Source organism: Mycobacterium sp. PS03-16, from assembly GCF_004570325.1.
GTDB lineage: Bacteria > Actinomycetota > Actinomycetes > Mycobacteriales > Mycobacteriaceae > Mycobacterium.
The window spans coordinates 144804-158429 of the sequence record NZ_SPQO01000001.1 but is presented as its reverse complement, the minus strand read 5'-3'; the positions used below and the strand labels follow the sequence as shown (position 1 = coordinate 158429).

The window sequence follows — 13626 nt, the reverse complement described above, 5'->3', positions numbered from 1 at the left end:
CGGCCGGCCATGAGCGCCACCGATCTGCGCGGCGGACCGGGTGACCTCATCCGCCTCACCGTGGCAGCCATGCTGGGCGGTGACCTCGACGGCGCGTGGTGGCCTTACTCGACGTCGATGGCGCGCGAGCTCCCCCAACTGATCGAGGTGCTCAACGGCCGGGTGGGCTCAGTGCTCGACATCACCGTCAACTGGTCGTCCCTGGAGGGCGCGCGGCACCTCGATCCGCGCTCGGCGCATCGCGGCCCCGCCTTTCCCGGGCAGCGAGCTCGCCACAAACGGGTGCTCACCGCCACCGGAAAGCGTGCGACCGCCCACCTGCTGGTCGTCCCGCCGGACACCAACCGCGCGCTCGCCGTCATGGTGCTGCGACAGGCCGCCGCCCTGCCGATCCTCGCCCAACACCAGGACAGTGAGGCATGCCGGGCCGCAGCCGAGATCGTGCACACGGCGCGCACCGAATGCGCCCACCGGAGCGCGGTGCGGGACGGCCTCGCCCCGGCCGCGGATCCGGTTCTGCTCGACTGATCTCAGCGCCAGAAGCGGCGTCTGGCCCGACGCTGATCCCCGTTCACGTCGGTCCACTCGCCGGCCGCATAGGTGAACGGCTCTGCGCCGGTGCGCATTACGTCGAGTGTGCCGTCGTGGCGTTTGACGTAGGCGTCACCGAACCGCATGTATCGATCGGTGTCGCCACTGGGCAGTGTCACGGTCACGGTCATGGGTCTCTTCTTCCCTCCGGGCGCGGTCGAAGTCGGATGATCGACCGGAAATCACCTCGAAGACAATGGATTTTCTCCTCGAGCACGCATGGCCACCGACGGGCTCACCGATACCTGCGACGGTACGCGCATCGAGCGCGTAGGGTCGAGGGATCGGGACCATCCAGGCCCCCAACACAAAGGGCCGACGATGTCTGACAAGTCTCCCCGCCAGTCCATGACCAAGAAGTCCGGCAAGTCGCTCAAGGAGAAACGCGCGGAGAAGCACGCCAAAGCGGCCAGGGCGTCACAGGCCGAAGCGCTGTTCGACAGGAAACGCTGACCCAGGGCTTCGCTTGAGGGAAACGCAGCGCCGCGCAGATGCGGTGCGCTAAGACAGATCCATGTCGGAGCAGCCCACCGCCTTCCGCTATCCGCCACCGCCCGGCCGCCGTACCCGGCTACGCGATGCGCTCCGCAGGCTCGGCGTGGACCTGTTCCCCGACGGCGCCACGGCCGCGCGGTTCATCGCCGGGCTGAACCAGGGTGACCCGACGGCGGAACGCTTCGTCGCCGAGACCTACCACGGTGCGCTCGGCGCGCGGAAAGCGCGCGACCTCGTCGAGCAGGCGCAGCGGGACGGCATCGACTCCGTGCCCGACGCACCGGAGTCGATGCGCGCGCTGTTCGCCGAGTTCGAGGAGATCCCCGACTGGCTCGACCCGGACCTGCTCGAACAGGGCGCCGCCGTGTGGCGCCGCTGGGCGTATGCCCTGGGTGCGCTCGGCAACGCCGGCACCAACGACACCTACACCGAGGGTTGGCTCGCCGTCCCGCTGTCGTTGTCCGGCGGCTACGCCGGCGACCGTGCACTGCACCGCTACCTCGAAACGTCGAAATGGTGGATCGAGGTGTGCCGCCCCGGCGCGCTGCTCACGCCCGGTTCCCCGGCCCGCAGCATTTCGCTGCACGTGCGGATCATGCACGTCAGCGTGCGTGCCCGCGTCGCCGAGCACCCGGAGTGGGACCGCGCCCGCTGGGGCCTGCCGATCAGCCAGTCCGCGATGCTGCTGACCCTGCTCGGCGGCAGCGTCGCCCCCGCACTCGGACTGTTCGCGCTCGGCCACCTCACCTCTGCCCACGAGATGCGCGCCGTGCTGCACTTCAACCGCTACTGCGGCCACCTGGTCGGCGTACGCTGCGACGGCTACTTCCCCGAGACCGTCGCCGACGCCTGGCGCATCCTGGTCATGGCCGACGCCGCCCGCAGCTACGACAGCGGCGGCAACGGGGCCGAACTCGTCGAATCGTTCGTCCCCGCCTTCCGCCCGACGCCGGCCCACCGGGGCTTCCAGCGCGTGAGGGCCGAGTACCACTATCGCGTCCAGGCCGGCTACCTCGGCCTCTACATGCTGCCGTGGAACCGCCGCCGCTACCGCCTGCCGACCGCCGCGCCCGGCATCGCGCTGCTGCTCGCCAGGGCGCCCTTCATCGCGGCGCTCGACGTCGCCCGGCGATTCAGCCCGACACTGGACACGTACTGGCAGAACAGCAATCTGAAGCGCTGGGAGCGTTGGCTGCACTGGCAGTCCGCCGGCAGGGCCGCCGCATTCGAAGCCGCCGCACCGCTGCGCCGCTGACCTCAGTCGGGAAAGTCCCGCACCGCGAACACCGGCCAGCGCTGCGGGACGCCCTTGAGGTCGTGGCGGCCCCGGTCGGTGAATGCGATGCGCGACCCGAGCACCAGCGGCGGCACCACCCCGGACACGAGCACCTCGCCGGGCGCGGCGAGCGCCATGATCCGCGCGGCGATGTGCACCGCGATGCCGTGGACGTCGCCATCGGCGACCTCCACCTCCCCGGTGTGCAGCCCGGCCCGTACGGTGAGGCCGAGTTCGGCGGCACCCTCGCGAATCGCCCTCGCGCACTGGATAGCTCGTGCCGGGCCGTCGAACGCCCCGAGCGCCCCGTCGCCGGTGAACTTGACCAGCTGCCCGCGCGCAGCGTTCACCTCGCGGTCGACCATCCGGTCGTGCCCGGCGAGCAGCGCCGTCCACGCCTCGTCGCCCAGCGCCGCGGCCAGCTCGGTGGAGCCGACGATGTCGGTGAACAGCACCGTCGACAACACCCGATTCGACGGCGCCGCCGCGCGGCCCCCGGTCACGAACGACTCGATCTCGTCGAGCACCCGGCCCGCGTCGCCGGCGAACCACGGGTTGTCGACACCGTCGAGCTCGACGTGCCGGGCATGCGCCATCCGCGCGGCCATATCCGCCGCATGCTCGCCGCGGACATGGCGGTCCCCCCGGCGGTGCAGCAGCAGCGCCGGCGCCTGCACACTGTCCAGCGCAGGCCGAATATCACTGTGCAAGAACAGATCCAGAATCGCGCGGAAGTGTGCGGGTCCACCGGCCAGCCGTTCGCCGCGCGCCCACCAGCGCCGCTTCGCCGCGTCGCCCGACCAGCTGGGCGCCAGCCGGTCCACCACCGCGCCGCTGCCCACGGCCTGGGCGGCGATGTCGAGGTAGCGCTCCAGCACCGGCTCCGGCATCCCGATCGGGTGGTCCGGGCCGCGCACGTAGCGCGCAAACGGGCTCCACAGCACCAGCGAGCGCACCCGCTGCGGGTGGCTGGCCGCCAGCAACAGCACCGGCAACCCCGACTCCGACGTCCCGAACACCGTCGCCGATTCGCTGCCCACCGCATCGAGCACCGCCACCAACCCGTCCGCCCAGGACTGCATCGCGGGCCGATCCTTGATCGGCACCGCATCCGAGCTTCCGGTCCCGAGCAGATCCGTCACGATCAGCCGGCTGAACGACGCCAGGTGGTGCAGGTGCCCGGCGACGGTGGGCTCGTCCCACAGCAGATCGATCGGGAACGTGGCCGTCGGCACGAACAGCAGGTCAGGTCCCGCGTCACCGACGACCTGGTACGCGAGATGGGCGTCGCCATCCCTCGCATACAGCGTCTCCGGTGCGGACGCCATGCCATGAGCATGGCACGACCCGGCCCGACGCGGTGGTTGAACCGATCGCAGCACTCAACCGTGTCCAAAGTGTGTCTGCCACAAGCGTGATCGCCGGTGTCCGCGGAGAACTGCCCCCGCGTCGTTATCCCCAGAGTGAGCTCACCGAGGCCGTGGTGCACTGGAGCGGCTGGGAAGCGTATGAGGACCTCATCCGCAGCCTGCACGCGAGCGCCAAGGTCGACAGCCGGCACCTCGTCCTACCGGCCGAGGCCTATGCGGCGCTGACCGACTTCGGCGAGGCCAACGACCACTTCATCAGCCACGCCGTCGAACTCGGCTGTGCGGCGGTGGCGGGCGCCTTGGACGACGCCGGCCTGGACCCGACCGACGTGGACCTGATCATGACCACGACCGTGACCGGGGTGGCGGTGCCGCCGCTGGACGCCCGCATCGCCGCGCGCGTGGGTCTGCGGCCCGACGTCAAACGGGTGCCGGTGTTCGGGCTGGGCTGCGTGGCCGGGGCCGCCGGGCTGGCGCGAATCCACGACTACCTGCGCGGCGCGCCCGACGACGTCGCGGTGCTGCTCGCGGTCGAACTGTGCTCGCTGGGGCAGCGCACCGATCCGACCGTGGCCAGCCTGGTCGGCAGCGCCCTGTTCGGCGACGGCGCGGCCGCGGTGGTCGCGGTCGGCGAAGACCGCGCCGCGCGGATCGGCGCCACCGGGCCGGACGTCATCGACTCGCGGGCGCATCTGTACCCCGACTCGCTGCGGACCATGGGATGGGACATCAGCGCCCATGGTTTCCACCTCGTGCTCTCGGCCGACCTCCCCGCGGTCATCGAGCGGTACCTCCGCGACGACGTCACCGGCTTCCTCGACGGCCACGGCCTCACCGTAGACGACGTCGGCGCGTGGGTGAGCCATCCCGGCGGCCCAAAGATCCTCGAGGCCATCACCGCCGCGCTGGATCTGCCCGACGACGCGCTCGAACTGACCTGGCGTTCGCTCGGCGACGTCGGCAACCTCTCCTCGGCGTCGGTGCTGCATGTCCTGCGCGACACGATCGCGAAACGCCCACCGGCCGGGAGCCCCGGACTGCTGCTGGCGATGGGCCCCGGCTTCTGCTCCGAACTCGTGCTGCTGCGCTGGCACTGATGTGCGCGGCGCCGTCGAGGACGGGATCAGACGTGATCGACCTGCTCGTCGCCGGCGGCGGCCCGGCGGGGCTGGCCACCGCACTGCACGGCGCACGGGCCGGCCTCGAGGTCGTCGTCATCGAGCAGCGCCGCGGCCCCATCGACAAGGCCTGCGGTGAGGGGCTGATGCCGCACGCCGTCGCGCACCTCGCTCGCCTCGGCGTGGACCCGCCGGGGATGCCGCTGCGCGGGATCCGCTACCTCGACGGGATCCGGCGGGCCGACGCCCTGTTCCGGTCGTCGCCGGGCCGAGGGGTGCGCCGCACCGCGTTGCACGCGGCGCTGCACCAGGCGGCGACCGGGGCCGGGGTGCGGTTCGTGTACGGCGACGTCGGCGCCGTCCACCAGGACGCGACGTCCGTGCTGTCTGGCGAGTTCCGCGCACGGCACCTGGTCGCGGCCGACGGCCTGCACTCGTCGATCCGCCGGAGCCTCGGGCTGGAACAGACCTCCACCGCGCCGCGGCGGTGGGGCCTGCGCCGGCACGTCCACCTCGCCCCGTGGACCGACCGCGTCGAGGTGCACTGGGCCGACGGCGCAGAGGCCTATGTGACGCCGGTTGCCGAGGACTGCGTGGGCATCGCGATCCTCACGTCCCGGCGCGGCGGCTTCGACCGTCATCTGCACGCATTCCCCGCCCTCGAACGACGGGTGAGCGGCCATCCGCACGGCCCCGACCGGGCCGCCGGGCCGTTACGCCAGCACGTCCGCCGCCGGGCCTGCGGACGGGTGCTCCTGGTCGGCGACGCCGCCGGGTATCTCGACGCGCTCACGGGCGAGGGACTCGGGATCGCATTCGGCACCGCTGAGCTCCTGATCGGCTGCCTCACCACCGGCCGCACCGACGACTACGACCGGCTGTGGCGGCAGTCGACGCGCCGCTACCGGATCCTCACCGCGGGGCTGCTGGCGGCCGGCACCTCACCCGCGTTGCGCCCGCGCATCGTGCCTGCCGCCGCCGCGGCGCCGGCGGTCTTCACCGGCCTGGTCAACCGGCTCGCCGGCTGAGCCGCCCCAGCGACACGCCCGACGGTTGCTGATCACGTGACCGACGAATCCGCCCTGTCCCGCACCCCCGCGGAGCCCCCCAGACGCGCTGCAGTACCTGACGCACCGGCGTGATCACTGGCGTAGTCTCGGGCCCGTGTTGAGCAGACCAGCACGGCGAACCGACTCGACGATTCCCAGCTGAGAAGGACGGACAGTGGCAGATACATCCAGCGCTACCCCCAAGGCACAGTCCGCGTGGCTCTCCAAGTCCGCGTCCCAGACGCGCGGGTCGGACAAGGGTGAGGTCCAGTTCCACTACGACATCTCCAACGAGTTCTTCAAGCTGTGGCAGGACCCGAATCAGGTCTACAGCTGCGCCTATTTCGAGAAGGACGACTACACCCTCGAACAGGCCCAGATGGCCAAGATCGACCTCTCGCTGAGCAAGTTGAAGCTCGAACCCGGCATGACGCTGCTCGACATCGGTTGCGGCTGGGGCGCCACGATCATGCGCGCGGTCGAGAAGTACGACGTCAACGTCATCGGCCTGACGCTGTCGGAGAACCAGAAGCGCCACATCGAAGAGCACTGGTTCGCCAACTCGACCAGCAAGCGAAACATGGAGGTCCGCCTGCAGCCGTGGGAGGACTTCAGCGGCTCGGTCGACCGCATCGTGTCGATCGGCGCGTTCGAGCACTTCGGCTTCAACAAGTACGACGACTACTTCAAGAAGACATTCGACTGGCTGCCCGACGACGGTGTGCAGATGCTGCACACGATCATCATCCCCGAGGATGAGGAGATCAAAGCCAAGGGACTGCCGCTGACCATGTCGCGGGTCCGCTTCATCAAGTTCATCATGGACGAGATCTACCCCGGTGGCCGTCTGCCGCTGGGTTCGATGGTCAAGGAGCACGCCGTCAAGGCCGGCTACACCGTCACCCGCGAGCAGCACCTGCAGCCGCACTACGTCAAGACCCTCGACAGCTGGGCGTCGAACCTCGAGTCCAAGAAGGACGAGGCCATCGAGATCACCAACGAGGAGATCTACGAGCGGTTCCTCAAGTACCTCAAGGGCTGCGCCGACCTGTTCCGCGAGGGCTACACCGATGTGTGCCAGTACACGCTGGAAAAGGCGCCCGCTTAGCCAAGCTAGGCATTCTGCGCTATACACATCACGATCGAATTTCGGGCACTAGGAGGACGTCGCAGATGGCTGGCAACGGGTCGGGGGACTCGGGCACGATGAAGGTGGCCTACGAGGACATCCAGGCCCACTACGACATCTCCAACGACTTCTTCGGGCTGTGGCAGGACCCCACCCGCACGTACAGCTCCGCCTATTACGAACGGCCGGACATGACGCTCGAAGAGGCGCAGATCGCCAAGATCGATCTGGCGCTGGGCAAGCTGGACCTGCAGCCCGGGATGACGCTGCTCGACGTCGGTTGCGGGTGGGGCGCAATGATGAAACGCGCTGTCGAGCGGTATGACGTGAACGTCATCGGCCTCACCCTGAGCAAGAACCAGCGCGCGCTCGGCCAGGAGATCCTCGACGCCGTCGACACCACCCGCTCACGCGAGGTGATGCTGCGCGGCTGGGAGGAGTACGAGCAGCCCGTCGACCGCATCGTCAGCATCGAGGCGTTCGAGGCGTTCCCGAAGGAGCGCTACAAGGCGTTCTTCGATCTGTGCCACCGCATCATGCCCGGCGACGGCCGCATGGTGCTGCAGACGATCATGGGTCACCCGCTCAAGCGCTGGCCGGAGATGGGCATCCCGATCACGATGACCGATCTGCGGTTCATGCGGTTCATCGCCAAGGAGATCTTCCCCGGCGGGTCGGTGCCGTGCGACGAGGACGTCATCGAATACTCCACCGCGGCAGGGTTTTCCGTCGCCGAGCAGCAGGACCTGACCGAGCACTACGTCCGCACGCTCGACACGTGGGCCAAGAGCCTCGAGGAGCACCGCGAGCAGGCGATCGCCGCGACCTCGCAGGAGGTCTACGACCGCTACATGCGCTACCTGGTCGGCTGCTCGGACTTCTTCAACCGCAACGTCAGCTACGTCGGCCAGTTCACGCTGGTCAAGTAGGCGCAAAACCCGGCAATTGTGCCGGTGCCCCGGCAACCGCCCGGCCCTAGCTTCGTTCCTGTACGCACGACACGAAGCGAAGGAGCGGACATGAACATCCTGGTCACCGGCGGCACGGGCCTCCTCGGCAGCGACGTCGTCGCCCAGCTGGCCGGCAGGGGCCACCGCGTGCGGATCCTCAGCCGCACCCGCCGCCCGCACGATCACGCCGACGTGGTCGCCGGCGACCTCGGCACCGGGGCCGGCCTGGCCGACGCGCTGGCCGGCGTGGACACCGTCGTCCACCTCGCCTCGGATCCGAAGCGCCCGCAGCAGGTCGACGTCGAGGGCACACGGCACCTGCTCACCGCCGCCGTGCGGGCCGGTGTGCGTCACCTCGTCTACATCTCCATCGTCGGCGCCGACCGCATCCCGCTGGGCTACTACCGCGCCAAGATCGAGGTCGAGCAGCTCATCGAACAGTCCGGCATCCCGTACACGATCCTGCGGGCCAGCCAGTTCCACGAGTTCACCGCCGACACCCTGGGCGTACTGGCCAAGCTCCCGGTGACGGTCGCGCCCCGCGGCTGGCGGATCCAGCCCGTCGACATCGGCGTCGTCGCCGCCCACCTCGCCGACGCCGTCGACGCCGGGCCCGCAGGCCGGCTCCCCGACCTCGCCGGACCGCAGGAGATGACGTGGGCCGAGGCCGTCCGCCGGCTGCGGGCCGCTGCGGGCCGCCGGACGCGGATCGTGACCGTGCCGGTGCCGGGTGCCTTCTCGGCGGCATGGCGGGACGGCGCCGCGACGGCCCGACCGACGGCAGGCCGCACCTTCGCCGAGTTCCTCGCCGAACGCGCCCAGACGCCGGTGGCATGACCGCCGGTCCTACGATCGGGTCGTGCTGGCCGGCCGCGAACGAGAACTGCGACACCTGAAGTCGGTGTTCAGCGACGCCCACCGCGGCGTCGGCCGCGTGGTGGTCATCCGCGGTGAGGCGGGCGTCGGGAAGTCGGCCCTGCTGCAGGAGGCCATCACGGAGGCTCAGGCCGGATTCACGGTCCTACGCACCCGCGGCGTCGAACCCGAAGCCGACCTGCCGTTCGCGGCCCTGCACCGCCTGCTGCGGCCCGTACTGGACCGGATCGACCGGCTGCCCGAACCGCAGGGCCGCGCCGTGCGCCGCGCCTTCGGGATGGAGTCCGGCGACCCCGATGATCGCTTCCTCATCTCGCTGGCGGTGCTCAACCTGCTCGGCGAGGCGGCGCCGGCGCTGGTCACCGTCGATGACGCGCACTGGCTGGACTCGGCGTCGGCTCAGGCGCTGGCGTTCGTCGGGCGCCGCCTCGACGCCGAACCGGTCGCGATGGCCCTGACGGTCCGCGACGGTGCGGCCGACCTGCCGTTCGACGATCTGCCGGCTCTGCACCTGTCACCTCTGGATGCGGCGGCGGTCGCGGAACTGCTGGCGGCCGAGATCGGCGCCGACGTCCACCCCGAGGTCTGCACCCAGCTCACGACCGCCGCCGGCGGCAACCCGCTGGCGCTGCTCGAACTCGCCCACGCCCTCGAGACCGACCACCTGTCGGGCCGCCGGCCGCTGCCCGTACCGCTTCCGGTGACCGCGCGGGTGGAAGGCGCCTTCCTGCACCAGGTTCGGCGGCTTCCGCCGCCCACGCGCCACCTGTTGCTCGTCGCCGCCACCGACGACACCGGCCGGTTGCCGACCGTCCTCGCCGCGGCGTCGGCCCTCGGCGTCGACGGCTCGGCCATGGGCGCCGCGGAGCGGGCCGGCATCGTGCGGGTCGCCGACGGCCACATCGAGTTCCGGCATCCGCTGGTGCGCTCGGCGATCTACCAGGGCGCCGCGTTCGGTGACCGCCAAGCCGTCCACCGCGCGCTCGCCGAGGCTCTGGACGCCGCGACCGATCCGGATCGACGCGCCTGGCACCGCGCCGCGGCCGCGGTCGCACCCGATGCCGCACTGGCCGACGACCTCGCTCGGGCCGCCGCCCGCGCGGACCAGCGTGGCGCGTTCGCCGCCGCGTCGACCGCCTTCGAACGCTCCGCCGACCTGACCCCCGACACCGACGGGCAGGCCCGCCGCCTGGCCCAGAGCGCCGAACGGGCCTGGCGCGCCGGGCAGCCCGAGCGGGCCGCCGCGGTCCTCGAGCGGGCCCAGCCGCTGGCCATGTCGGACGCCACCCGCGCCCACATCCAGTCCCTCGCCGGTATGGCACAGCTCGCGGCGGGGATGTCGACCGCGGCGTACCGGACCGTCCGGGAGGCCGCCGGCCAGGTCGCTGCCGCCGCGCCGGCGCAGGCGCTCAACCTGCTGCTGTTCGCCGCCGAGGCGGCCTCCAACGCCACCGACACCGACGCGGTGATCTCACTGGGGGCATTGGCCGCCGAGCTGCCCGCGGGTGACAGCGTGCGCGAGCGCTTCGCCGTCGACATCCTGTCGGGGACCGCGAATCACTTCACGGGCCGGCCGGCCGCCGCGGTGCCCGCGCTCACCCGCGCCGTCGAGGCCGCCGAAGCCCTCACCGAACCGCCGCTGCTCATGGTCGCCGGACGGGCCGGGTTCTACCTCGGCGACGACGACGCAGCCCATACGTACAGCGCCAAGGCCGTCGCGCTGGCGCGGGACAGCGGCGACATCGGCGTGATACCGATCGCCGGCGCCCGCACCGGGCTGGCCGACCTCCTCGCCGGACGCTGGGCCGCGGGCGAAGCGGCCGCCACCGAGGCCGTCGCGCTGGCCGAGGCCATCGGCCAGCCGGGCATCTCCGGACACGGACTGGCCTGCCTGGCGCTGCACGCCGCCCTGCGCGGCGACGCGGACGCCTGCACCGGATTCGCCGAGCGGGCGCTGGCGATCGCGGCCGGCCGCCCGATGAGCTTCGTCGAGGACTGGGTGCGATGGGCGCAGGGCGTACTGGAGCTCGCCCGCGACCAGCCCGCCCCCGCGTTCCACCGCCTCCGGGAGATCCGACATCCCGTCGTTATGGTGTGGTCGTCGCTCGACCGCATCGAAACGGCGTGCCGGACAGACGAAGACACGCTCGCCCGCGAGTGGCTGGCACAGCTCGACGCCTACGCCACCGCCACCGGGCAGGCGTGGGCGCAGGCCCGCGCCGCACACGCTCACGGGCTGGTCGACGGGGATCTCGACGCGTACGGCGTGGCGCTGACGCATCACCGCAACGCCGTCCGTCCGCACGAAAGGGCGCGTGCCGCACTGGAGTACGGCGCCGCGCTGCGTCGGGCACGCAAACGGACGGCCGCGCGCGACCATCTGCAGGAGGCCTTCGACACCTTCGACACGCTGGGCGCCGCCCCGTGGGCCGAACGCGCCCAGGTGGAGTTGCGCGCCTGTGGTCGCAGCGTCCGCAGGCGCGACGACACCGACTTCGCCCGGCTCACCCCGCAGGAGACGCAGGTGGCCGGCTTCGTCGCCCAGGGCCTGACCAACTCCGACGTCGCCGCGAAGCTCTACCTGTCGCGGCGGACCATCGACTTTCACCTGCGCAACGTCTATACGAAGCTGGGCGTCACCTCACGCACCGAACTGTCCCGCGTGCTCGCCGGCAGCGTCACGCCGTCGTGACGGCGATCTTGCCGACGGTGCGGCCCTTCTCGCTCTCGCGGTGAGCGGCGGGAAGATCTGTCAGCGGATAGGTCGACGCGATGAGCGGTCTGAGTGACCCGTCGCCGAGCCACCGCGCGATCGCCGGCATGCCGTCGGTCACCGGGAGGCCGAACAGGCCGGGGATCAGCCGGTAGCGTCCGGTGACGCGCCGCCGCAGCATGCGGGCGAACAAGCCCGCCCCGTCGACGAGGCCGACGTCCTCACCGGGCCTACCCGGCCGCGACGACGGCAGCGCCGCCGTGACGAAGCGCCCGGCGGGCTTCAGCAGCCACGGCGCCAGCACCGTGAAGTAGCCGTCGTCACCGACGCAGTCGAGGATCAGGTCGAAGCTGTGGGCCCAATCCGGCTGGTGACTCGGGATGTCGCGCAGCGGGATGCGGTCGTAGGGCAGCACCTCGTCGACCCCGCAGCCGCGGGCGAACGCCTCGTTACGGGAACTGCACACCCCGGCCACCAGGTCGGCACCCAGCGCCTTGGCCATCTGCGCGGCCAGGTGCCCGACGCCACCGGACGCACCGACGACGAGCACCCGGGCACCGGGACTGGTGAGGCCGCCGTAGGTGACCAGCCCCGCGTACGCCACCAGACCGGCGAACGGCGTCACCGCCGCCTCGGTGTGCGATACGGCGTCGGGTTTACGGATGATCGCGGTGCGGCGGTGCTTGACCCGGGCGGTCAGGTGGGTGGTGTAGGCGCCGGCGACCGGCAGCGCACCCATCACTGCGTCGCCCGGCGCGAGACCACCCGCGTCGTCGCCGGCAGCCAGCACCTCGCCGGCGAAGTCCTGACCGAGGATCATCGGTGTACCGATCAGGCGGCGCCACACCGGTTTCGGGACACCCAGGCCGCTGCGCATCTTCCACTCGATGGGGTTGACGCTGGTGGCATGCACGCGCACCAGCACCTCGTCGGGGTGGCGCAGGGCCGGCATCGGCAGCTCGGCGAGCCGCAGCTTCTCCGGTCCGCCGAAGTCGTCGAGCACCATGGCGCGGCGCGTGGTCATGGGACTGTCCTCTCCGGATGCCGAAGGCTTCGGCGATACCGTATGGCAGCGATCACGGCGATGTCGCCGAGCAGCAGCCCACCCAGCGCGGGCACGGTCATCGCCCAGCCCGTGCCGGAGCCGGCCAACACCCCCCAGGCCAGCTTCCCGATGGCCATCACGTTGAGCAGCACGGCGCCCCACAGCAGCGAGCGGCGCCAGAACGCCAGGCAGAACGCGGCCAGGCTGGCGGGCACGAGCGACGTCAGCGCGATCTTCGCCGGCGTCCAGTCGCCCGTCAGCCAGTCCCGCTCGAAGGCGAGGAACTCCGCCACCTCGGGGTCGACCGTGACCGGTGCCGGGAACCAGAACATGCTGGTGGCCAATGCGATCAGCGTGCCCGCGATACCGGCGCCGCTGCGCCGGTAGGCGAACCAGGCCAGCGGCACCAGGAACAGCGGCCGGATGTACCAGCTGAGCACGTTGTGGTGCCGCTGCCACACCCACTCGAGGACGTCGGCGGCGGTCACGGCCGGCCCGCATACACCGGCGCGGCCTCGTGCTGGGGCACCGGCATCCGGAACGCCAGGACCGTCAGCGCGATCGCGGTGATCGACACGAACGACAGTGTGGTCGTCTGCAGCACCTGCTCGGCCAGATTCGGCAGGACGTCGAGGTGGGAGGAGTGGTAGATCTGATGCGGCACGGCCGCGACGACGGCGACCATCCCCGTCACGCGGGCCAGCCACACGCCCCCGATGAGCAGGGCCGTCAGCGCCAGCACCCCGAAGGCCAGGTTGAACTGGCCGACGTCACGCAACAGGTGTTCGTTGTAGGGGCCGTCGATGTCGACCCAGTGCATCCCGAACCCCGGGAAGTGGTCGTAGAACGAGCGGGGAGCGGCCTGCTGCCAGACCCCGGTGCTGATGAAGTAGACGGTGAACCAGCAGAGCAACAGCCGGACGGTGCGATGCATTGTTCCTCCTTCGCAACGATGTGATGCCGCCATCGTCGGACGGGAGGGGTCCGCGTCGGACCGGCGAAATTGCCGGGTTC

14 protein-coding genes are annotated in these 13626 nt (G+C 71.1%); 9 read left to right on the top strand and 5 right to left on the bottom strand.

The genetic code is table 11. The features are described from left to right. Positions 1–9 precede the first annotated feature (9 nt). Positions 10–528 (top strand): DUF5994 family protein, encoded by a 519-nt coding sequence (locus E4P42_RS00865; RefSeq protein ID WP_135122461.1) that lies wholly within the window; start codon positions 10–12, stop codon positions 526–528. A 2-nt stretch (positions 529–530) separates the two neighbouring features. Here the strand turns inward: E4P42_RS00865 and E4P42_RS00860 are convergent, their stop codons facing one another. Beyond that, positions 531–722: a hypothetical protein gene (locus E4P42_RS00860; RefSeq protein ID WP_135122460.1), complete on the bottom strand. Its 192-nt coding sequence runs from the start codon at positions 720–722 to the stop codon at positions 531–533. Positions 723–912: 190 nt separating this feature from the next. Between E4P42_RS00860 and E4P42_RS27550 the strand changes: the two genes are divergently transcribed. Together E4P42_RS27550 and E4P42_RS00855 are read left to right on the top strand one after the other, a co-directional pair. Beyond that, positions 913–1044, top strand: coding sequence for a hypothetical protein (locus E4P42_RS27550; protein ID WP_256371138.1), 132 nt, complete (start codon positions 913–915; stop codon positions 1042–1044). Between the two features lie 61 nt (positions 1045–1105). Further along, positions 1106–2341 (top strand): oxygenase MpaB family protein, encoded by a 1236-nt coding sequence (locus E4P42_RS00855; RefSeq protein WP_135122459.1) that lies wholly within the window; start codon positions 1106–1108, stop codon positions 2339–2341. A 2-nt stretch (positions 2342–2343) separates the two neighbouring features. Here E4P42_RS00855 and E4P42_RS00850 read toward each other — a convergent pair whose 3' ends face one another. After that, positions 2344–3690 carry an adenylate/guanylate cyclase domain-containing protein gene (locus E4P42_RS00850; RefSeq protein WP_135122458.1) on the bottom strand — a complete coding sequence of 449 codons (1347 nt, stop codon included), beginning with the start codon at positions 3688–3690 and terminating at the stop codon, positions 2344–2346. A 71-nt stretch (positions 3691–3761) separates the two neighbouring features. Here E4P42_RS00850 and E4P42_RS00845 point away from each other — a divergent pair, with 71 nt between their 5' ends. The 6 genes from E4P42_RS00845 (at position 3762) to E4P42_RS00820 (ending at position 11546) form a co-directional block, all read left to right on the top strand. Then, on the top strand, positions 3762–4829 hold the full coding sequence (locus E4P42_RS00845; protein ID WP_135122457.1) for a type III polyketide synthase: 1068 nt from the start codon (positions 3762–3764) through the stop codon (positions 4827–4829). A gap of 32 nt (positions 4830–4861) precedes the next feature. Beyond that, positions 4862–5878 (top strand): NAD(P)/FAD-dependent oxidoreductase, encoded by a 1017-nt coding sequence (locus E4P42_RS00840; RefSeq protein WP_135122456.1) that lies wholly within the window; start codon positions 4862–4864, stop codon positions 5876–5878. Positions 5879–6074: 196 nt separating this feature from the next. Next, positions 6075–7007 carry a cyclopropane mycolic acid synthase family methyltransferase gene (locus tag E4P42_RS00835; RefSeq protein ID WP_135122455.1) on the top strand — a complete coding sequence of 311 codons (933 nt, stop codon included), beginning with the start codon at positions 6075–6077 and terminating at the stop codon, positions 7005–7007. A 65-nt stretch (positions 7008–7072) separates the two neighbouring features. After that, complete coding sequence (locus tag E4P42_RS00830) at positions 7073–7957, top strand: cyclopropane mycolic acid synthase family methyltransferase (RefSeq protein ID WP_167759306.1); 885 nt, start codon at positions 7073–7075, stop codon at positions 7955–7957. A 90-nt stretch (positions 7958–8047) separates the two neighbouring features. Continuing rightward, positions 8048–8815 (top strand): SDR family oxidoreductase, encoded by a 768-nt coding sequence (locus E4P42_RS00825; protein WP_135122454.1) that lies wholly within the window; start codon positions 8048–8050, stop codon positions 8813–8815. A gap of 22 nt (positions 8816–8837) precedes the next feature. After that, the gene (locus tag E4P42_RS00820) at positions 8838–11546 is read left to right on the top strand and encodes a helix-turn-helix transcriptional regulator (RefSeq protein ID WP_167759305.1); all 2709 of its coding nucleotides are present in this window, start codon (positions 8838–8840) and stop codon (positions 11544–11546) included. On the opposite strand, the gene E4P42_RS00815 is transcribed toward E4P42_RS00820, so the two are convergent. The 3 genes from E4P42_RS00815 to E4P42_RS00810 are packed head-to-tail and all read right to left on the bottom strand — an operon-like array spanning position 11533 to position 13546. Further along, entirely contained in the window at positions 11533–12591 is a 1059-nt protein-coding gene (locus E4P42_RS00815; protein WP_167759304.1) for an NAD(P)-dependent alcohol dehydrogenase, read from the bottom strand. The genes E4P42_RS00820 and E4P42_RS00815 overlap by 14 nt on opposite strands. Beyond that, positions 12588–13100, bottom strand: coding sequence for a hypothetical protein (locus tag E4P42_RS26860; RefSeq protein ID WP_167759303.1), 513 nt, complete (start codon positions 13098–13100; stop codon positions 12588–12590). Before E4P42_RS26860 ends, E4P42_RS00815 begins: the two co-directional genes overlap by 4 nt. After that, the gene (locus E4P42_RS00810) at positions 13097–13546 is read right to left on the bottom strand and encodes a hypothetical protein (RefSeq protein ID WP_135122451.1); all 450 of its coding nucleotides are present in this window, start codon (positions 13544–13546) and stop codon (positions 13097–13099) included. Before E4P42_RS00810 ends, E4P42_RS26860 begins: the two co-directional genes overlap by 4 nt. Positions 13547–13626 lie beyond the last annotated feature (80 nt).